Genomic DNA, 18,057 nt, shown 5'->3' with positions numbered 1-18,057 from the left:
AGTACTCCCACGCGTGACGGGACAGCGTTGACGCGGGGCAACCGCGGGGCCGTCCGGCGCTGTCCGCCCGGACATGACGGACCGCGACCGTGAACTGATCGCCGCGCTGCGCCCGCTCCTCGCCGCGGAGGTGGCGGCCGAGGCGCCGGGCGCCGGGGCCGAGGCCGAGGACATCGAGCAGGACGTGTGGGCGCGCCTGCTGCGGTACACCCGAATGGCCGGTCCGCCGGCCGAGCCCGCGCGCTGGCTGCGCCGGGCGGTACGGGCCGAGGCGCGCGGCGCCCGGCGGCGCGCCCGCCGCGAGATCCCGTACGACCCGATCAGCGCCCAGCCGAGCGTCGGCGCGGTCGCCGAGCCGCTGGCCCTGGATGCCGAGCGACGCCGCGCACTGCTCGCCGTCGCCGGACAACTGCCGGGCCGCTGCCCGGAGTTGGTACGCGCCCTGTTGTCGGGCAGCGATCCGACCTACCGTGAGATCTCATCTGAGTTGGGAATGTCACAGGGGAGCATGGGGCCGCTCCGTTCCCGTTGTCTGGCATGTCTGCGCAGAATGCTGACGGCGGAGGTTGGGGTTCCTGAACTCCGGGGAAAGGAGCGTTGACCCCGCCATGGCGGCGCCGCGCATCCCGTGGTGCCATCAAGTCAGGGCAGATCCGTCCGGGCGCCGCACCACACCCTCATGGCGCCCGGGCTCACCGAACCGAAAAGGGGAGGCCAGCACGCATGGGCATGAGCGTGACCATCTCTGCGGCGACCGACAAGGACGCCGAGCAGATCCTCAAGCTGCAGTACCTGTGCTACCAGTCCGAAGCCGCGCTGTACGACGACTACTCGATCGAGCCGCTCACGCAGACGTTCGATGAGTTGCGTGCGGAGATGCGCGACGGGTGCGTGGTGGTCGCCCGCCTCGGCGACGAGGTCGTCGGATCGGTGCGCGGTGCGGTCGACGCCGACGGCGTGGGCGCCATCGACAAGCTGATCGTGCATCCGCGGATGCAGCGGCACGGACTCGGCAGCCGGCTGCTGGCCGCCGTCGAGGAGCGGCTGGCCACCGAGCACGCGGTCACCCGCTTCCGGCTGCTGACCGGCCACCGCAGCGAGGGCAACCTCCGGCTGTACCGCAGCCGGGGCTACGCCCAGGTCGGCACCGAAGAGGTCAGCCGCCGGCTCAGCCTGATCACGCTGGAGAAGGACGCGTCGGCGCAGGCCTACGTGGCGAGCGCCTGAGCCTCCCCGTACCGACGCCGCGGGCCCGTACGTGCAGTCGCACGTGCGGGCCCGCGGCGGTACGAGCGAGTGGTCAGCCGGCGCGGCGGCCGCGGCGCAGCCAGAGCAGCCCGGTGACCGGCAGGAAGACCGGAATGAAGAGGTAGCCGTAGCCGTACCCCGACCAGACCGTGGTGTCGGGGAAGGCGGACGGCTCCAGCAGCGTCCAGGTGCCGACGCCGAGCACGCCCAGCAGCTCCAGGCAGCAGCAGGCCAGGCCCACCCTGCGCGCCGTCTCCCCGCCGCGTACCAGCGAGAACAGGATGACCGCGTACACCACGGCGGAGCCGGCCGACAGGACGTACGACAGCGGCGCCCGGTCGTACTGGGCGATCAGCTGGTACACGGCCCGCGAGCCGGCGCCGACGGTGAAGACGCCGTACAGCCAGACCAGCAGCCGGCCGGGGCCCGTGCCCAGCGAGCGGCGGCCCCCCTCGGCGGGCGTCCCGGCGCTCTCAGTGGTGGTCGTCGCGGGCTCAGCCATGGCCGCCTCCCCAGATGTCGTACAGCCGTACTTCCAGCACGGCCAGCACCACGGCGCCCGCCGCGACGGTCACCGAACCCCAGCGGGTCCGCTCCGACAGCGACAGGAACCCGGCGGCGGGCACGCACGCGGCGGCACCGATCAGATACGCCAGGAAGATCGCCGTACCGTCGTCCGGCTTCTCGCCGCCCGCCAGCTTCACGATGCCGGTCACCAGCTGCACGAGCGCGAGCAGCGAGACGACGGCCATCCCGATGAAGTGCCAGTCCTTGGTCGGTTCGTCGCGGTACGCGGCGAAGCCGCACCAGGCGGCCAGTACGAGGGCGGTCACGCCGACCGCGACCGTCAGCGCGTCGATCACCGGGACCTCCGCGCGGCGGCGCGGCTGCGCGCAGTGGGGCTGTGGGGCATGCCCCCGACTTTAATCGGCGCCCGCCGCCCGCCGGCGCGCGGCCCCGGCCCGGCGCCCGGCCCCGCGCACCACGTACCCTCGGCGACCATGAAGCTCTCGGTTGACGCCCTCCTGTTCGACAACGACGGCACGCTCGTCTCCTCCATGGACTCGGTGCGCCGCTGCTGGACGCGGTGGGCACGGGAGTACGGCGTCACGGGGGAGTTCGCCCGGGTCGAGCTGCACGGCCGGCCCGCCGCCGACATCGTCGCCGACCTGCTGCCCGGCGAGCGCGCCCCCGAGGCGCTGGCCCGCATCGAGGAGCTGGAGACCGCGGACGTGGACGGCGTGGTGCTGCTGCCCGGCACCCGCGCCCTGCTGGACTCGCTCCCCGCCGACCGCTGGGCCGTGGTCACCTCCGCCACCCGGAAGCTCGCCGAGGCCCGGCTCGCCGCCGTCGGCATCCGTCCCAAGCACCTGATCACCGCGGACGACATCACCCGCGGCAAGCCCGACCCCGAGCCGTTCCTGCTCGCCGCCCGGCACCTGGGCGTCGACCCGGCCCGCTGCGCGGTCTTCGAGGACGCGCCGGCCGGACTCGCGGCGGGCCGCGCGGCGGGCGCGAAGACCGTGGCGTTGACCACAACGACCGGCCCGGAGGAGCTGGTGGCCGACGTGGTCGTACCGGACCTGTCCGCGGTGTCCGCGCAGGCCACGGCGGACGGCGTGGAGATCACGACGGCGGACTGAGCCGGTGTCCACGGACCGGTCACCCGAGTCCGTCATCCGGACTGGCTTGATCGGTCCGTACGCCTGTCTGGTTTACTGGCCAGCATGACCACGACGAGCTGCCGCACCCCCGCGACCGAGGCGCACCTGACGCCCGGTGCTCGTTGCCTGTGTCGAATGTGTGACCGCTGAGGGCCCCCGCCTGAGCCTCGCGCCCCGAAGCGAGACCCGCTGCCATGTGCCGGACGACGCGTACAGAAGCGCCCCGTACCTCCCGTACGCACGCGCTCCGTACGCACTCCCGGCCGCCCCGCGTCACCGGACCCCGGAGCCGGGCGCCCGCCGCCCGCATGCCTCCGCGATCCCCATGCCGCACTCCGCAATGAATGCCCCGTGCCCGGCGGACGAGCCGCCGAGCACTCGACCATGACGGATATCCCTGTGATCACCACTACGGGCCTCACCAAGGTCTACCGCTCAGGCGACCGCGAGGTCACCGCGCTGGACGGCGTCGACCTGCACGTCCGCGAGGGCGAGGTGTACGGCGTCATCGGCCAGAGCGGCGCCGGCAAGTCGACGCTCATCCGCTGCGTGAACCTCCTGGAGCGCCCCACCTCGGGCACGGTCACCGTGGCCGGCCAGGACCTCACCGAGCTCGCCGGACGCGGCCAGCGGGCGAACCCCGCGCTGCGCGCCGCGCGCAGCCACATCGGCATGGTCTTCCAGCACTTCAACCTGCTGTCCTCGCGCACCGTCCAGGACAACATCGAGCTGCCGCTGGAGATCCTCAAGGTCGGCCGCCGCGACCGCGCCCGCAAGGCGCTGGAGCTGCTGGACCTGGTCGGCCTCGCCGACAAGGCCAAGGCGTACCCCGCCCAGCTCTCCGGCGGCCAGAAGCAGCGCGTCGGCATCGCCCGCGCGCTGGCCGGCGACCCGAAGGTGCTGCTCTCCGACGAGGCCACCAGCGCGCTGGACCCGGAGACCACCCGCTCCATCCTCCAGCTGCTGCGCGACCTCAACCGCCAGCTGGGCCTGACCGTCCTGCTCATCACCCACGAGATGGACGTCGTCAAGACCATCTGCGACTCCGCTGCCCTGATGAAGGGCGGCCGGATCGTCGAGCAGGGCACCGTCTCCGAGCTGCTGGCCACGCCCGGCGCGGAGCTGGCCACGGAGCTGTTCCCGGTCACCGGCGAGGCCACGGCCGAGGACCGCACGGTCGTGGACGTCACCTTCCACGGCGAGGCGGCCACCGAGCCGGTCATCTCCACCCTCTCGCGGACCTACAACGTCGACGTGTCGATCCTCGGCGCCGCCATGGACACCGTCGGCGGCAAGCAGGTCGGCCGGATGCGCATCGAGCTGCCCGGACGCTTCGAGGACAACGTCGTACCCATCGGCTTCCTGCGCGAGCAGGGCCTCCAGGTCGACGTCGTGGGGCGCACAGCGCCGCAGACGGACGCCGCCGTGCTGACCAAGGAGGTCGCGAAGTGAACTGGAACGACATGCAGCCGGTGCTCTACGACGGCATCCTCGACACCCTCTTCATGGTGTGGTGGGCAACCGTCTACACCGTCGTCGGCGGCCTCATCCTCGGCGTCCTGCTGGTCCTCACCGACCGCGGCGGACAGCTGCAGAACACCGTGGTGAACAAGGTCGTCAGCGTCGTCGTGAACATCGGCCGGTCGCTGCCCTTCATCATCCTGATGATCGCGATCATCCCGTTCACCCGGCTCGTCGCCGGTACGTCCATCGGCCCCTCGGCCGCGGTCGTGCCGCTCGCCGTCGGCGCCGTCCCCTTCTTCGCGCGCCTGGTGGAGACCTCCCTGCGCGAGGTGGACGGCGGGCTCGTCGAGGCCGCCCAGTCCATGGGCGGCGGCACCTGGACCATCGTCTTCAAGGTGCTGCTCCCGCAGGCCCTGCCCTCGCTGGTCGCCAGCCTGACCAACACCGTCATCACGATCATCGGCTACTCCGCGATGGCCGGCGCGCTCGGCGCCGGCGGTCTGGGCAGCGTGGCCATCACCTACGGCCAGCAGCGGTACGACACGCGCTTCATGCTCGTCACCGTGGTACTGATCATCCTGATCGTGACCGTCATCCAGCTCATCGGTGACCTGGTGATCCGGCGGCTCTCCCGCCGCGGCTCCCGCGCCACCGCCCCCGTACGCCTGCTGAAGCTGCCCAAGGCCCGCGAGACCGCGGACGAGGCGGCCTGACACGGGCTCTGAGCCACCACCCCGGAGCCCGGACCCTTTGCCGGGCGGTACACCACCTGTCAGAAAGGCACTCTTCGTGCGTAACACCGTCAAGCTCACCGGCGCCGTCGCGGCCGCCGCCGCGCTCACCCTCGCCCTCGGCGCCTGCAGCGCCCCCTCGGACCCGGACACGGAGAAGAAGGACGACGCGAGCTCCCCGCTCGTCGTCGGCGCCACCTCCGTCCCGCACGCCGAGATCCTGGAGTACGTCAAGAAGGACCTGGCGCCCAAGGAGGGCCTCAAGATCCAGGTCAAGACCTTCGACGACTACCAGCTGATCAACCCGGCGACCAAGGACGGCAGCCTGGACGCCAACTACTTCGAGACCAAGGAATTCCTGGACGACTGGAACAAGAAGAACGACGGGGACATCGAGCCCGTCGTCAACGTCCACGTCGAGCCGATGGGCGTCTACTCCAAGAAGTACGACAAGCTCTCCGAGCTGAAGTCCGGCGACACCGTCGGCGTGCCCAACGACGCCAGCAACGAGGCCCGTGCCCTGAAGCTGCTCGACAAGGCCGGCGCCATCGAGCTCAAGGCCGACGCCCCCGCGATCCCCGGCCTGAACGACATCGCGGACAAGAAGGGCCTGACCATCAAGGAGTCCAAGGCGGAACTCCTGGCCCCGCAGCTGAGCGACTACGACGCCGCGGTCATCAACGGCAACTACGCCATCGCCGCCAAGCTCAGCCCCAAGACGGACTCCCTGGCCATCGAGTCGGCCAAGAACAGCCCCTACGCGAACTTCCTCGCCGTCGACAAGAGCAAGAAGAACGACGCGCGCGTGCAGAAGCTCGCGAAGCTGCTCAACTCCGACCAGGTCAAGAAGTTCATCGAGACGCACTACAAGGACGGCTCCGTGCTGCCCTCCTTCGGCAAGGCGAGCTGACCCCCGCCGGCAAGGCGAGCTGACTCCGCCAGGCGCCCGTACGACGGCCCGTACCTGCCTTATCGCGGCAGGTGCGGGCCGTCATACTTGGCACATTCGCAGGCAGATGCTGCATGCTTGTGCACTCAAGACGGGCGGGAGCGCCCGAACGTATTCGCGGAGCTTTACGGAGCTTTACGGTCCACGGCGTGGGAGCAGCTGCATGACATCCACCTTTCCGGACATCTCCATCAGCACGGAGCGTCTGGTACTGCGGCCCTTCGACGACACGGACATCCCCGCGCTCGGCGACATGATGAACGACGAAGCGGTCGCCGCCTGGACCGCCCACCCCTTCCCGTACACCACGGCACACGCCCGGGAGTGGGTCACCAGCGGCGCCCCGGCCGTGCGCACCTCGGGCCGCGGACTCGCCTTCGCCGTCACCGAATTCCTCACCCAGCGCCTGGTCGGCGCGGTCCGCATCGACCACACCGACTGGCGGATACGCGGCGCCGAGCTCTCCTACATCACCGCCCCCTGGGCCCGCGGCGAGGGCTACGCCTGCGAGTCCTCGCTCGCCGTCGCCCAGTGGCTCTTCCGCGACCAGAAGTTCGAACGCCTGGAGCTGCGGACGGCCGCCGACAACACCGCAGCGCAGCAGGTCGCCCAGAAGCTCGGCTGCATCAGCGAAGGCGTGCTCCGCAACGCCTGGATAGCCCGCTCCCGCACCGAGAGCGGCTGGACCGACATGCGTACCGACCTCATCGTGTGGAGCCTGCTGCCCGAGGACTTCGACGGCCTCCCGGACCGGACCGAGGACGCGGACGGCTTCGCGTATCCGGACTGGCGCTGAAGGACGGTGGAGCAGTGGGGGAGAAGGGCGCCGCGGGGGGACGGGGCACCCGGGGTACCCTCACCTGATCCACGCCCGCACAACGGACCGACCGCACGACGAGACCAGGAGACATCCGCAGATGGCCGACCGCGTCACCGTGATCGGGTGGGACGGCTCGCCTCTGACCGCCGCCGCGCGCTCCGCACTGGGCGCGGCGACCCTGGTGGCCGGCGCCGCCCACCACCTGGCGCTCAAGGAAGTACCGCCCGCCGCCGAGCGGATCAGGCTCGGCAGCGTTGGCCTCGCGGCGCGCCGGATCGCCCAGCACCGCGGCACCGCCGTCGTACTCGCCGACGGCGACCCCGGCTTCTTCGGCGTCGTCCGCACCCTGCGCGCACCCGAACACGGCCTCGAAGTCGAGGTCGTACCGGCCGTCTCCTCCGTCGCCGCCGCCTTCGCCCGGGCCGGGATGCCCTGGGACGACGCCCAGATCGTCGTCGCGCACAGCCGCGACCTGCGCCGCGCCGTCAACGTCTGCCGCGCCCACACCAAGGTCGCCGTCCTCACCTCGCCCGGGGCCGGACCCGCCGAACTCGCCCTCCTGCTGCGCGGCGTGCACCGCACCTTCGTCATCTGCGAGGCGCTGGGCACCACCCAGGAACAGGTGACGGTCCTCACCTCCGACAAGGCCGCCGACCACGTGTGGCGCGACCCCAACGTCGTCATCGTGGTGGGCGGTCCCGCCGGCAGCGCCGCCACCCAGGGCACCGGCTGGCTCGCCGGCCGCGAGGTCGGCTACCCCTCCGGGCCGCGCGGCTGGGGGCTCTCCGACAGCGCGTACGGAGGCGGCCTGACGGAGGGTGAGTCCGGCCAGCTGCGCACCGCCCAGCTCGCCCGCCTCGGGCCCGCCGTCGGCGACCTGGTCTGGGACATCGGCGCGGGCTCCGGCGCGGCAGCCGTCGAGGCCGCCCGCTTCGGCGCGGCCGTCATCGCCGTCGACGCCGACGAGGACGCCTGCGCCCGCACGACAGCCGTGAGCCGCCGGTACGGCGTACAGCTCCAGGTCGTGCACGGCCGCGCGCCCCAGGTACTCGAAGACCTCCCGGAGCCGGACGTCGTCCGCATCGGGGCCGGCGGCACGGCCGTGGTCACCGCCTGCGCGGCCCGCCGCCCCGAACGCATCGTCACCCACGCCTCGACCCGCGACGAAGCGGAGGCGCTCGGCCGCGCGCTGGCCGACGGCGGCTATGAAGTCGAGTGCGCGCTCCTGCAGTCCGTCGAGCTGGACACCTCCGTATGGGTGGAGCGGGAGCGGGCGGTCGTCTTCCTCGTGTGCGGTTACCGCGTGCATCACCCCTGACCGGATCGGTCACCTGCGCGAGGTAGGCTGGCGGATCGTTGCGCCGCCGTTCCGCGATCGGAGTCGTGGGTCAATATCCGGAAAAGTCCGAGGTTTTGACCGCACAAGATGCTCTTGAGGGCGGACGTGCCGCGAGGCGCGCTCGCTCGTTCTAGCTATGGGGGCGGTCGGCGCGTGCCGCGGTCGAGCGCGTCGGACGAGCGGTTGGAAGGAGCACTACCGATGGGCGAGGGGTACGCATGACCGACACCGGCCAGGTCCCGGGCGAGGGACTGCCGGAGAACGCAGGCGGACATCCCGGAGGGCCGCTCCCGGCGGCCGCTCCCGCCCCTGCCGACGCCGGCCCGCAGCAGCCGCACGACGCGTACGCGTACCTCGACACCGCCGAGCCGGCCGAGGACGACGACCTGCTGATGCCGGGCGCCCAGGGCGCCTGGGGCAGCGAGCCGCAGGCGCACGGCGAGCAGCAGGGCCACTACGCGCCCGGACAGCCCGCGCACCAGCCGGAGGAGCACGCCGACTACACCCCGGGACGGGGTGCGGTGTACGACCCGGTGGCGGCGTACGACCCGACCCCGTACGAAACGGTGACGTACGGCGAGGAGCAGGCCGCGGGCCGCCCGGAGGCGGCGCAGCCGCAGGCCGCCGCGCCCCAGCCGGTGGCCAGTGCGCCGCAGCCGGGCGCGACGCCGCCCGGAGCCATGCCCGGGCAGGGCGCCCTCCCGAAGCAGAGCACGCCCGCACGCCGGCCGCTGCACATGGGACCGCCCGTCCCGGAGGCGCACACCGGTGGCGTCGTGCGCTCGCTCGCCGACCGCGGCCCGGCCGGGACCCCGCAGCCGCCCGCGCGGCACGCGGGCCCGCCGACCGTGGGACCCGAGTACTTGGACGTACCGCGCGAGGAGCCGGGCGCGCTGCCGGAGGCGGCCCCGGGGCCGCTCCCCGAGGAAGGCGCTCAGCAGGCCGGCCCGCTGCCGCTGCCGGAACCGCAGCCCGAGCCGGCGCAGCCGGGTGGCGCGGCCATTCCGGCGCAGATGCCGGCTTGGGGGGCGGCGCCGGTGGGCGGTACGCAGGCCGGTACGGAGGCCGGTACGGCTGAGGTCGCTGCGGCGGCCGACATGTCTGTGACTGCTGAGGCGGTCGAGGCGCCGACCGGCGCGGAGCAGTCCGAAGCGGCGGTGGCGCAAGCCCCGGTGGCGCAGCCCGAGAGCGGGCCGCAGTTCGCGGAGGCGGCGGAGCAGGCACCGGCGGATGCCGCGGTGCCGGGCGAGCAGGAGCCCGTCGAGCACGGCGTCGCGGCACCGCTCGCCGAGACGGACGCCGCGGGGCACGACGCGCCGGGCCAGGCCGAGGCCGTACCGGACGAGACGCCCGCGGCGCCGGTGCCGGCCGCGGAGGCCGCTGCCGAGGCGGACGCCGACACCGATGCCGACACCGACGCCGACGCCGATGCCGACGCCGACGTACAGCAGAACACCACCGAGGGCGAGCAGGGCCCCGTCGAGGCCGCGCCTGCCGGTGCGGAGCAGCTCGCCGCGGAGCCCGCAGCAGAGGAACACGTGCACAACGAAGAGCAGGCCGTGACCGAGCCCCAGGCGCCCGTCGCCGAGGCACAGCCGGTCCAGGCCGCCGCGCCCGCCGAGGCGCAGGACGCCGCCGAGCTGCTGCAGCTGGGTGACGAGGTTCCGGAGGGCGCGACGAGCGCGGAGGGCACGGAAGGTGCCGAGGACGCGGAGGGCGCCGATGGTGCTTCTGCGGCTGACGAGTCGGTCGAGCCCGTCGAGCCTGTCGAGTCCGTTGAGGACGCTCCTGTAGCTGCCGAGTCCGTCGCGTCCGTCGAATCCGCCGAGCCTTCTGAGGCGACGGTGCCGCGGGCTCGGGCGTCGCGGTCGGCGGCCAAGGCGAAGGCCGCCAAGGCCGCGATCAACGCGGCCTTCGCGGAGGACACCGTCCCGGAGGTCACTCCGGAGGCCGCGGTCGAGACTGCCCCGGAGGCAGCCGTTGTGGCCGCCCCGGAGGCCGAGGTGGCGGCGCAGCCCGAGGAAGCGCCCGTCGCGGAGGCGGCTCCCACGGAGGCCGAGCCCGTCGCGGACGCGGCCCCCGAGACCGCCGAGCCCGAGACCGCTGAGCCCGAGGCGGAAGCGGTGCCCGAGGCCGTCGTCGAGGAGGCCGCTCCCACGGGCGAGACGGAGGAGACCACGCCGGTCCCCGACGTCCCCGAGGCCGAGGCCGACACCGCCCCCGCGGAGCCGACCGAGGCCGCCCCGGCGGAGGAGCCCGAAGCCGAGGCCGTTCCTGAGGCCGAGCCCGCCCCGGTACCGGAGACCGAGTCGGCCCCGGCCCCCGAGGCCGAGCCCGTCCCTGAGGCCGAGTCCACTCCGGTCCTGGAGACCGTCCCCGAAGCCGAGCAGGCCCCGGCCCCCGAGGCCGAAGCGCCCGCCACCGAAGCCGAGCCCGAGGCCGAGCCCGAGGCGGAGCCCGTCCCGGCCCTCGAAGCGGAGCCCGAGCCCCAGCCCCAGCCCGAGGCCGAAGAGCCCGCCCCCGAAGCCGAAGCGGAAGCCGCAGCCGACCCCGAGGCCGAGCCCGAGGCCGCCCCCCGTCCCGCCGACCCCGCTGCCGGTTACGGGGACGAGGAGCGGGCCGCCGTGCACCGTGTGATGCGGGAGCGGCGGGACATCCGTAACGGCTTCCGGAGCGACCCGATCCCGAACGACGTGCTGCTGCGCGTCCTGGAGGCGGCGCACACCGCGCCCAGCGTCGGGCACTCCCAGCCCTGGGACTTCGTCGTCATCCGCTCCGCCGAGACGCGCGAGCGGATGCACGAGCTGGCGATGCAGCAGCGCGACGCGTACGCGCAGTCGCTGCCCAAGGCGCGCGCCAAGCAGTTCCGCGAGCTGAAGATCGAGGCGATCCTCGACACCCCGGTCAACATCGTCGTCACGGCCGACCCCACCCGGGGCGGCCGCCACACCCTCGGCCGGTACACCCAGCCGCAGATGGCCCCGTACAGCTCCGCGCTGGCCGTCGAGAACCTCTGGCTCGCCGCCCGCGCCGAGGGCCTCGGCGTCGGCTGGGTCAGCTTCTTCGACGAGCGCGAGATGGTCCGCGAGCTGGGCCTGCCCGAGCACCTGGAGGTCGTCGCGTACCTCTGCGTGGGGTACGTCGACGAGTTCCCCGAAGAGCCCGAGCTGATGCAGGCCGGGTGGTCCAAGCGCCGCCCGCTGTCCTGGGTCGTGCACGAGGAGACGTACGGGCGGCGCGCGCTGCCCGGTGCCGAGCCGCACGACCTGCTCCAGGAGACCCTGCAGGGCATCCGCCCGCTGGACGCCAAGGCGCTCGGCGACGCGTGGGAGCGGCAGAAGCGGATGACCAAGCCGGCCGGCGCGCTCGGCATGCTGGAGATCATCTCGGCGCAGCTGTGCGGCCTGTCGCGGAAGTGCCCGCCGCCCGTCCCGGAGCCCGCCGCGGTGGCGATCTTCGCGGGCGACCACGGCGTGCACGCCCAGGGCGTCACCCCCTGGCCCCAGGAGGTCACCGGCCAGATGGTCGCGAACTTCCTCGGCGGCGGCGCGGTCTGCAACGCCTTCGCGAACCAGGTCGGCGCCGAGGTCTGCGTCGTGGACGTCGGCGTGAAGTCCGAGCTGCCGGCCACGCCCGGGCTGCTGCCGCGCAAGGTGCGCCCCGGTACGGACGACATGACCGCCGGGCCCGCGATGTCCCGTGACGAGGTGCTCAAGGCGATCGAGGTCGGCATCGAGACCGCCCGCGACCTGGTGTCGGCCGGGAACAAGGCGCTGCTCACGGGCGAGATGGGGATCGCGAACACCACCGCTTCGGCGGCGCTGATCTCCGTGTACACCGGTACCGACCCCGCCGAGGTCACCGGCCGCGGCACGGGCATCAACGACGAGACGCACGCCCGCAAGGTCGACGTCGTCCGCCGCGCCCTGGAACTGCACCAGCCGGACCCGTCCGACCCGATCGGCGTGCTGGCGGCCGTCGGCGGCCTGGAGCACGCCGCGCTGGTCGGCCTGATCCTCGGCGGCGCGTCGCTGCGTACGCCGGTGATCCTGGACGGCGTGAGCGCCGGCGCGGCGGCGCTGGTGGCGCGGGCCGTCGCGCCCGAGGCGCTGGCCGCCTGCATCGCGGGCCACCGCAGCGCCGAGCCCGGCCATGTCGCGGCGCTGACCAAGCTGGGCCTGCGCCCGCTGGTCGACCTCGACCTGCGCCTCGGCGAGGGCACCGGCGCGCTGCTCGCGCTGCCGATCGTGCAGAGCGCGGCGCGCGCGATGCACGAGGTGGCGACGTTCGACGCCGCCGGAGTCACCGAGAAGGGCTGACCGCCCATGGGGGACGCTCCGCAGCGCCGGACCGCCCCCGCACCGGCGACGCCGTGCCACCCCTTCGGCATGGCCTGGCCGCCACGTGCCCGCGACTCCCGGCATGCCCGGCACGCCCGGGGCGCTCGGGGCGCGAGTAACCCGGTCGCCCTGGGCGCCACGCGCACCGGACATCCCGTCCGTCCCGGTCATCCCGACCGTCCCGACGTCTCGGTCATTCCGGACGCCGTGGGCGTGACGTGCCCCCGAGAACCGGGAGCATCCCGGCGTCCGGCCGCATCGGCGCCGCCCGCGCATGACCCCAGGCCCGCGGCCAAATAGGCTGTGGGCCGGGACGCGTGGCCGCCGCACCGGCCGCACCACCATCCTCACGCCGCTCCAGCGCCGAAGCGGCCCCGCATCACCCGCACAAGGAGCCGTACCGCCATGGCCGTTCCCTCCGAGCACGCCGCCTATCCCGTCGGCCTGCGCCTGACCGGCCGCCGGGTCGTGGTGCTGGGCGGCGGCCAGGTCGCCCAGCGCCGGCTGCCCGCGCTGATCGCCGCCGGCGCCGACATCCTGCTCATCTCGCCGTCCGCCACCCCCTCCGTCGAGGCCATGGCGGACGCCGGCGAGCTGACCTGGGAGCGGCGCGGGTACCGGCCGGGCGACCTCGCGGACGCCTGGTACGCGCTGATCTCCACCGACGACGACGCGGCCAACGCCGCCGCCTCCCAGGAGGCCGAGGAGCACCGCGTCTGGGCCGTACGGTCCGACGACGCCGAGGCGGCCACCGCCTGGACGCCGGCCACCGGCCGCAGCGAGGGCGTCACCGTGGCCGTCCTCAACACCGACGCCGCGGGCCGCGACCCGCGCCGCGCCGCCGCCGTCCGCGACGCCATCGTCGAGGGCCTGCGGGACGGCACGATCGCAGCGCCGCACCATCGCCGCCGTACTCCCGGCGTCGCGCTGGTCGGCGGCGGCCCCGGCGACCCCGACCTGATCACGGTGCGCGGCCGCCGGCTGCTCGCCGAGGCCGACGTGGTGATCGCCGACCGGCTCGGCCCGCGCGACCTGCTGGACGAGCTGCCGCCGCACGTCGAGGTCATCGACGCGGCGAAGATCCCGTACGGCCGGTACATGGCCCAGGAGGCCATCAACCAGGCGCTCATCGACCACGCCCAGGCCGGCAAGGCCGTGGTCCGCCTCAAGGGCGGCGACCCGTTCGTCTTCGGGCGCGGCATGGAGGAGGCCGAGGCGCTGGCCGAGGCCGGCATCACCTGTACGGTCGTGCCGGGCATCTCCAGCTCCATCAGCGTGCCCGGCGCGGTCGGCGTGCCCGTCACGCACCGCGGAGTGGCCCATGAGTTCACCGTGGTCAGCGGCCATGTCGCGCCCGACGACGCGCGCTCGCTGGTCGACTGGGCGGCGCTGGCCAAGCTGCGCGGCACGCTGGTGATCCTGATGGGCGTGGACAAGATCGCCTCCATCGCCGCGACGCTGACGCGGCACGGGCGCGCCGCCGACACCCCGGTCGCCGTGATCCAGGAGGGCACGATGGCCACCCAGCGCCGCGTCGACGCCACGCTGGAGACCGTCGGGGCGCGGGTCAAGGAGGAGGACGTCCGGCCGCCCGCCGTCATCGTCATCGGCGACGTGGTGAACGCCGCGAAGACCTTCGCTCCCTGACGCCCGCCGAAGCGAACGCCGAGGCCGAAGCGGACGCCGAAGCCGAAGCCCAAGCGGACGCCGAGGCCGAAGCGACGCGAGGGCCTTCGCCCCGTGAAGCCGAAGTGACGGTTCTCCACCTGGCCCCCCTTTAACTGGGGTTATACATGAGGTGCGGGCGCGGGCAGCGGTTGTCCACAGGGGCAGCCCGCCGCCGGTTGCCCAGAGGGCAGCCCTCGCAGCCCGCCCTCGCTTGCCCGCAAGGCAGCCCGCCTTAGTGCGGCAGCCGTTCCGGCGGCTGCCTGTAACCGCTGGTAACAAATGCGGTCCCCGGCATGGGAACCGCGACGACGACAAGGCACGATCGACCCGTGGCAGACATCATCACCGTCGACGACCCCGACGACCCCCGGTTGCGCGACTACACCGGCCTCACCGACGTCGAGCTGCGGCGGCGCCGCGAACCGGCCGAGGGCCTGTTCATCGCCGAGGGCGAGAAGGTGATCCGGCGCGCCAAGCACGCCGGGTACGAGATGCGGTCCATGCTGCTCTCGGCCAAGTGGGTCGACGTCATGCGGGACGTGATCGACGAGGTGCCGGCGCCGGTGTACGCGGTGGACCCCAAGCTGGCCGAACAGGTGACCGGCTACCACGTACACCGGGGCGCGCTCGCCTCCATGCAGCGCAAGCCGCTCCCCGAGGCGAGCGACCTGCTCGCCTCCGCGCGCCGCGTCGTCGTCATGGAAGCCGTCAACGACCACACCAACATCGGCGCGATCTTCCGCAGCGCGGCGGCACTCGGCATGGACGCCGTACTGCTGTCACCGGACTGCGCCGACCCGCTCTACCGGCGGTCGGTGAAGGTGTCCATGGGGGCGGTGTTCTCCGTGCCGTACGCGCGCCTGGAGCAGTGGCCGCGGAGCCTGGAGACCGTACGGGAGGCGGGCTTCAAGCTGCTCGCGCTCACGCCCGACGAGAAGGCCACCGCGATCGACGAGGCCGCGCCGCACAGCCTGGAGCGGGCCGCGCTGATGCTCGGGGCCGAGGGCGACGGGCTGTCCCGGCAGGCCCTGGTCGCGGCGGACGAATGGGTCCGCATCCCGATGGCGCACGGCGTCGACTCGCTGAACGTCGGCGCGGCCGCGGCGGTCGCCTTCTACGCGGTGGCGACGGGGCGGCCGGACACCACCTGAGCCCGGTCGGTCCGGTTACTACGGGTGGGGGCGGCCCTCAGGGCCCGTCCGACGTACCCGGTGCGTGAGCGCCCGACGGGTGTGTGCCCGACGGGTGTGTTCCCGGTGTGTGAGCGCTCTATGGGTGCGTACGCGGTGTGTGAGCGCCCGGCGAGGGCGTGCCCGACGCGTGCGCGCCCTGGCTGTGTGCCGAGCCCCAGCCCGAGCCCGAGCCCGAGCCCGAGCCCAGTACGCCCAGGCCGCGAGTCGGGCCCTGGCAGCCCTGGGCCGCCGCGATGCCCAGCGCCACGAGCAGCGTCACCGTGACGAACACGATGAGCCGCTGGCGCAGCAGCCTGCGGTCCGGGCCCGCCGGGCGGCGGCCGCCCGAGGTCGTCCTGGCCGGACGTGAACCGTTTCGCCCCGCCGACCGCGCGCCGGGCACCCGGCCCGATGCCCGGCCGCCGGACCGTCCGTTGGAGTGCTGACCCGAGTTCGGACCCGAGTGCGGGCCCGAGGACCGGCCGTTCGATCCGGGGGCCGCTGACCTGCCGTTGGAGCCGGGGGAGGCCGAGCGTCCGTTGGAGCCCGCGGGGGCCGACCGGCCGTTCGAGCCGGGGGAAGCGGACCGCCCGTTGGAGCCGGCGGGCGGCGCCGTCCGGCCGTTGGAGCCGGGGGAGGCCGACCGTCCGTTGGAGCCCGCGGGTGCCGAGCGGCCGTTGGAGCCCGCCGCCGGCCGTCCGCCGTTCGCGCTCGGCGCCGGGGGCCAGCTGTCGTGCGTGCCCGCCGCCGACCGGGAACCGGCCGGACGGGAGACCGAGGGGCGCGAGGAGGACTGCGGGCGCGGCGTGCCCGTGCCGTGGCCCGGCGTGTGCCGCTCGTCCGCGCGCTGGCGTACGAAGTCCTCAGCGCGGCGCCCGCCGGGCCGCTCGGGCCCGCCCCGCTCCGTACGGAGCAGCGTCTCGCCGGGCAGCCCGTCCACCGGCCCGTCGGACAGCCCGTGCGCCTCCCGCGCGGCGATCTCCTTCAGCCGCAGCGACAGCGTCAGGGTGCTCGGCCGCTCGGCCGGGTCCTTGGCCAGGCAGCCCGCCACCAGCGGCGCCAGCGCCTCCGGCACCCCGGCCAGCTGCGCCTCCTCGTGCACCACGCGGTAGAGCATGACCTCGGAACTGCCGTGTCCGAAGGGCGAGTCCGCGGTACAGGCGTACGCCAGCGTGGCCCCGAGCGCGAAGATGTCCGTGGCGGGCGTGACCGCCGCGCCGCGCACCTGCTCGGGCGCGAGGAAGCCGGGCGAGCCGACGGCGGTGCCGACGTGCGTGAGCGTGCTCGCGCCGGTCGCCCAGGCGATGCCGAAGTCGATGATCCGGGGGCCCTTGGGGGACAGCAGGATGTTCGACGGCTTCAAGTCACGGTGGACCACGCCCGCGTCGTGGACGGCGAGCAGCCCTTCGGAGAGCGCGGCGCCGATCGTGGCGACCTGCGCCGGCGGCAGCGGGCCCTCGTCGTTGACCTTGTCGTGCAGCGAGGGGCCCGGGACGTACTGGGTCGCGAACCACGGCCGGTCCGCGTCCAGGTCGGCCGCCACCAGCCGCGCCGTGCAGCCGCCCCGGATGCGCCGCGCGGCCTGCACCTCGCGCGCGAACCGGGAGCGGAACTCGTGGTCCTCGGCCAGGTCCGGGCGGATCACCTTCAGGGCCACCCGCTGGCCGCGCTTGTCGGACCCGAGGTAGACCACGCCCATCCCGCCGGCGCCCAGCCGGCGGTGCAGCCGGAACGAGCCGACGACCCGCGGATCCTCGCGCCGGAGCCGCATCATCGCCATGTCCGTCCCCTACCTGCGGTGGGGAGGCCCCACTCCGCTGCATCCGTCTGACGTGCCACAGCTTACGGATTGACGGGGCGCTGCGCTGTCAGGCCGCGCATGCGTCGGCCATGGATTGCCGGCGGCGGGCGGGCGGCGTGCGCGCGGGACCCGGAATCGGCGTCCGTACGCGCCGAGTTCCGCGCCGCGCTCCCAAGCGTCGGCTACGGCACGGAGTTTGAGGCACGGACAGGTGGCGGTCCGCCAGCGGTGCCGCTGCGGGGGTACGGGGACGGCGCGGCCCGGTGCGGCGCGGCGGCCCGGCGGGGGACCGGGACGGCGGCCGGCGGGGGAGCCGGGTGCGTGACCGAAGTCACGCGAAAGGGCCGTCTCCGGGCGCAGTCGGACACCCCCTCCGGGATCTCCCCGAAAGCCGGTGCCGGATCTCCACCCACGGGAGTAGATACGGGGCCGCGCCGTCATCCTCCCGGAGGCCCGCCGATCGGTACGTCGGGCTGACGTCCGGGGGTCGCCGGCTGCCTAGTGTGGAGGTCAGGCGGTGGGCGCGAGCACTCGTCCCCCGAGGTTGGACGCCCACCGCTGCCAGAACGACGGGAGACGGGGCGATGGCGGACACGGCGGGACGCACGGTTTTCCGTACGCAGACGGTTCTCCGTACGCAGACGGCTTTCCGTGCGCAGACGGTTCTCCGGGCGCAGGGGCGCAGGACGGCCGCCGCGTTCGGTGTCCGGCAGCCGTCCGGCACCCGCCATCCGCTGGTGGCGGTGGCCATGGTGCTGCCGCTGGCGGCGCTACTGGCCGTCGTCTTCGGCGGCTGGGACGCCGTCGTCACACAGGCGTCGTCCGTGGCCGGAATGCTGGGGCGCTGACGCGCCGGTCCCG

The 18,057-nt window shown here is 73.9% G+C and carries 15 protein-coding genes; 12 read left to right on the top strand and 3 right to left on the bottom strand.

The genetic code is table 11. The annotated features are described in order from the left end of the window. Positions 1-73 precede the first annotated feature (73 nt). Both ACZ4MH_RS12285 and ACZ4MH_RS12280 read left to right on the top strand, forming a co-directional pair. Complete coding sequence (locus tag ACZ4MH_RS12285) at positions 74-601, top strand: sigma-70 RNA polymerase sigma factor region 4 domain-containing protein (protein WP_351590985.1); 528 nt, start codon at positions 74-76, stop codon at positions 599-601. A 122-nt stretch (positions 602-723) separates the two neighbouring features. Further along, the gene (locus tag ACZ4MH_RS12280) at positions 724-1,227 is read left to right on the top strand and encodes a GNAT family N-acetyltransferase (protein WP_351590982.1); all 504 of its coding nucleotides are present in this window, start codon (positions 724-726) and stop codon (positions 1,225-1,227) included. 73 nt (positions 1,228-1,300) lie between these two features. Here the strand turns inward: ACZ4MH_RS12280 and ACZ4MH_RS12275 are convergent, their stop codons facing one another. Together ACZ4MH_RS12275 and ACZ4MH_RS12270 are read right to left on the bottom strand one after the other, a co-directional pair. Beyond that, on the bottom strand, positions 1,301-1,750 hold the full coding sequence (locus ACZ4MH_RS12275) for a hypothetical protein (RefSeq protein ID WP_351590979.1): 450 nt from the start codon (positions 1,748-1,750) through the stop codon (positions 1,301-1,303). Continuing rightward, positions 1,743-2,111 (bottom strand): hypothetical protein, encoded by a 369-nt coding sequence (locus tag ACZ4MH_RS12270; protein WP_030251770.1) that lies wholly within the window; start codon positions 2,109-2,111, stop codon positions 1,743-1,745. Before ACZ4MH_RS12270 ends, ACZ4MH_RS12275 begins: the two co-directional genes overlap by 8 nt. Positions 2,112-2,249: 138 nt before the next feature. Here ACZ4MH_RS12270 and ACZ4MH_RS12265 point away from each other — a divergent pair, with 138 nt between their 5' ends. The 9 genes from ACZ4MH_RS12265 to ACZ4MH_RS12225 all read left to right on the top strand — a co-directional run bounded on the left by ACZ4MH_RS12265 (position 2,250) and on the right by ACZ4MH_RS12225 (position 15,374). After that, positions 2,250-2,891: an HAD-IA family hydrolase gene (locus tag ACZ4MH_RS12265; protein ID WP_351601594.1), complete on the top strand. Its 642-nt coding sequence runs from the start codon at positions 2,250-2,252 to the stop codon at positions 2,889-2,891. Positions 2,892-3,311: 420 nt separating this feature from the next. Then, positions 3,312-4,364, top strand: coding sequence for a methionine ABC transporter ATP-binding protein (locus tag ACZ4MH_RS12260; RefSeq protein ID WP_351601591.1), 1,053 nt, complete (start codon positions 3,312-3,314; stop codon positions 4,362-4,364). Next, positions 4,361-5,089 carry a methionine ABC transporter permease gene (locus ACZ4MH_RS12255; RefSeq protein ID WP_351601588.1) on the top strand — a complete coding sequence of 243 codons (729 nt, stop codon included), beginning with the start codon at positions 4,361-4,363 and terminating at the stop codon, positions 5,087-5,089. The genes ACZ4MH_RS12260 and ACZ4MH_RS12255 overlap by 4 nt, the downstream gene beginning before the upstream one ends. 76 nt (positions 5,090-5,165) lie before the next feature. Continuing rightward, complete coding sequence (locus ACZ4MH_RS12250; RefSeq protein WP_351601584.1) at positions 5,166-6,017, top strand: MetQ/NlpA family ABC transporter substrate-binding protein; 852 nt, start codon at positions 5,166-5,168, stop codon at positions 6,015-6,017. 202 nt (positions 6,018-6,219) lie between these two features. Further along, a complete protein-coding gene (locus ACZ4MH_RS12245; protein ID WP_351601581.1) occupies positions 6,220-6,852 on the top strand; it encodes a GNAT family N-acetyltransferase in 633 nt (210 codons plus the stop codon). Between the two features lie 121 nt (positions 6,853-6,973). Further along, positions 6,974-8,194 (top strand): precorrin-6y C5,15-methyltransferase (decarboxylating) subunit CbiE, encoded by a 1,221-nt coding sequence (gene cbiE, locus ACZ4MH_RS12240; RefSeq protein ID WP_351601578.1) that lies wholly within the window; start codon positions 6,974-6,976, stop codon positions 8,192-8,194. 239 nt (positions 8,195-8,433) lie between these two features. Beyond that, positions 8,434-12,534, top strand: a complete 4,101-nt coding sequence (gene cobT, locus ACZ4MH_RS12235; protein WP_467754484.1) for a nicotinate-nucleotide--dimethylbenzimidazole phosphoribosyltransferase — start codon at positions 8,434-8,436, stop codon at positions 12,532-12,534. 426 nt (positions 12,535-12,960) lie between these two features. Then, positions 12,961-14,202, top strand: a complete 1,242-nt coding sequence (gene cobA / locus ACZ4MH_RS12230) for a uroporphyrinogen-III C-methyltransferase (protein ID WP_351600336.1) — start codon at positions 12,961-12,963, stop codon at positions 14,200-14,202. 350 nt (positions 14,203-14,552) lie between these two features. Continuing rightward, positions 14,553-15,374, top strand: a complete 822-nt coding sequence (locus tag ACZ4MH_RS12225; protein WP_351600338.1) for a TrmH family RNA methyltransferase — start codon at positions 14,553-14,555, stop codon at positions 15,372-15,374. A gap of 118 nt (positions 15,375-15,492) precedes the next feature. Here ACZ4MH_RS12225 and ACZ4MH_RS12220 read toward each other — a convergent pair whose 3' ends face one another. Beyond that, positions 15,493-17,175 carry a protein kinase domain-containing protein gene (locus tag ACZ4MH_RS12220; protein WP_351600341.1) on the bottom strand — a complete coding sequence of 561 codons (1,683 nt, stop codon included), beginning with the start codon at positions 17,173-17,175 and terminating at the stop codon, positions 15,493-15,495. Between the two features lie 605 nt (positions 17,176-17,780). On the opposite strand from ACZ4MH_RS12220, the gene ACZ4MH_RS12215 reads away from it, so the two are divergent. Beyond that, the gene (locus ACZ4MH_RS12215; protein WP_351600343.1) at positions 17,781-18,044 is read left to right on the top strand and encodes a hypothetical protein; all 264 of its coding nucleotides are present in this window, start codon (positions 17,781-17,783) and stop codon (positions 18,042-18,044) included. Positions 18,045-18,057 lie beyond the last annotated feature (13 nt).

It is taken from the genome of Streptomyces sp. NPDC026301, from assembly GCF_055567935.1.
Note: the sequence above shows the minus strand (reverse complement) of the source record. Positions and strands in the feature narration are given on the sequence as shown.

What these genes read in the sequence shown, in the direction of transcription:
- ACZ4MH_RS12285 (WP_351590985.1), top strand. Translation starts at nt 74, where the DNA reads ATGACGGACCGCGACCGTGAACTGATCGCCGCGCTGCGCCCGCTCCTC.
- ACZ4MH_RS12280 (WP_351590982.1), top strand. Translation starts at nt 724, where the DNA reads ATGGGCATGAGCGTGACCATCTCTGCGGCGACCGACAAGGACGCCGAG.
- ACZ4MH_RS12275 (WP_351590979.1), bottom strand. Translation starts at nt 1,750, where the DNA reads ATGGCTGAGCCCGCGACGACCACCACTGAGAGCGCCGGGACGCCCGCC.
- ACZ4MH_RS12265 (WP_351601594.1), top strand. Translation starts at nt 2,250, where the DNA reads ATGAAGCTCTCGGTTGACGCCCTCCTGTTCGACAACGACGGCACGCTC.
- ACZ4MH_RS12245 (WP_351601581.1), top strand. Translation starts at nt 6,220, where the DNA reads ATGACATCCACCTTTCCGGACATCTCCATCAGCACGGAGCGTCTGGTA.
- cbiE (WP_351601578.1), top strand. Translation starts at nt 6,974, where the DNA reads ATGGCCGACCGCGTCACCGTGATCGGGTGGGACGGCTCGCCTCTGACC.
- cobT (WP_467754484.1), top strand. Translation starts at nt 8,434, where the DNA reads ATGACCGACACCGGCCAGGTCCCGGGCGAGGGACTGCCGGAGAACGCA.
- cobA (WP_351600336.1), top strand. Translation starts at nt 12,961, where the DNA reads ATGGCCGTTCCCTCCGAGCACGCCGCCTATCCCGTCGGCCTGCGCCTG.
- ACZ4MH_RS12220 (WP_351600341.1), bottom strand. Translation starts at nt 17,175, where the DNA reads ATGGCGATGATGCGGCTCCGGCGCGAGGATCCGCGGGTCGTCGGCTCG.
- ACZ4MH_RS12215 (WP_351600343.1), top strand. Translation starts at nt 17,781, where the DNA reads ATGGCGGACACGGCGGGACGCACGGTTTTCCGTACGCAGACGGTTCTC.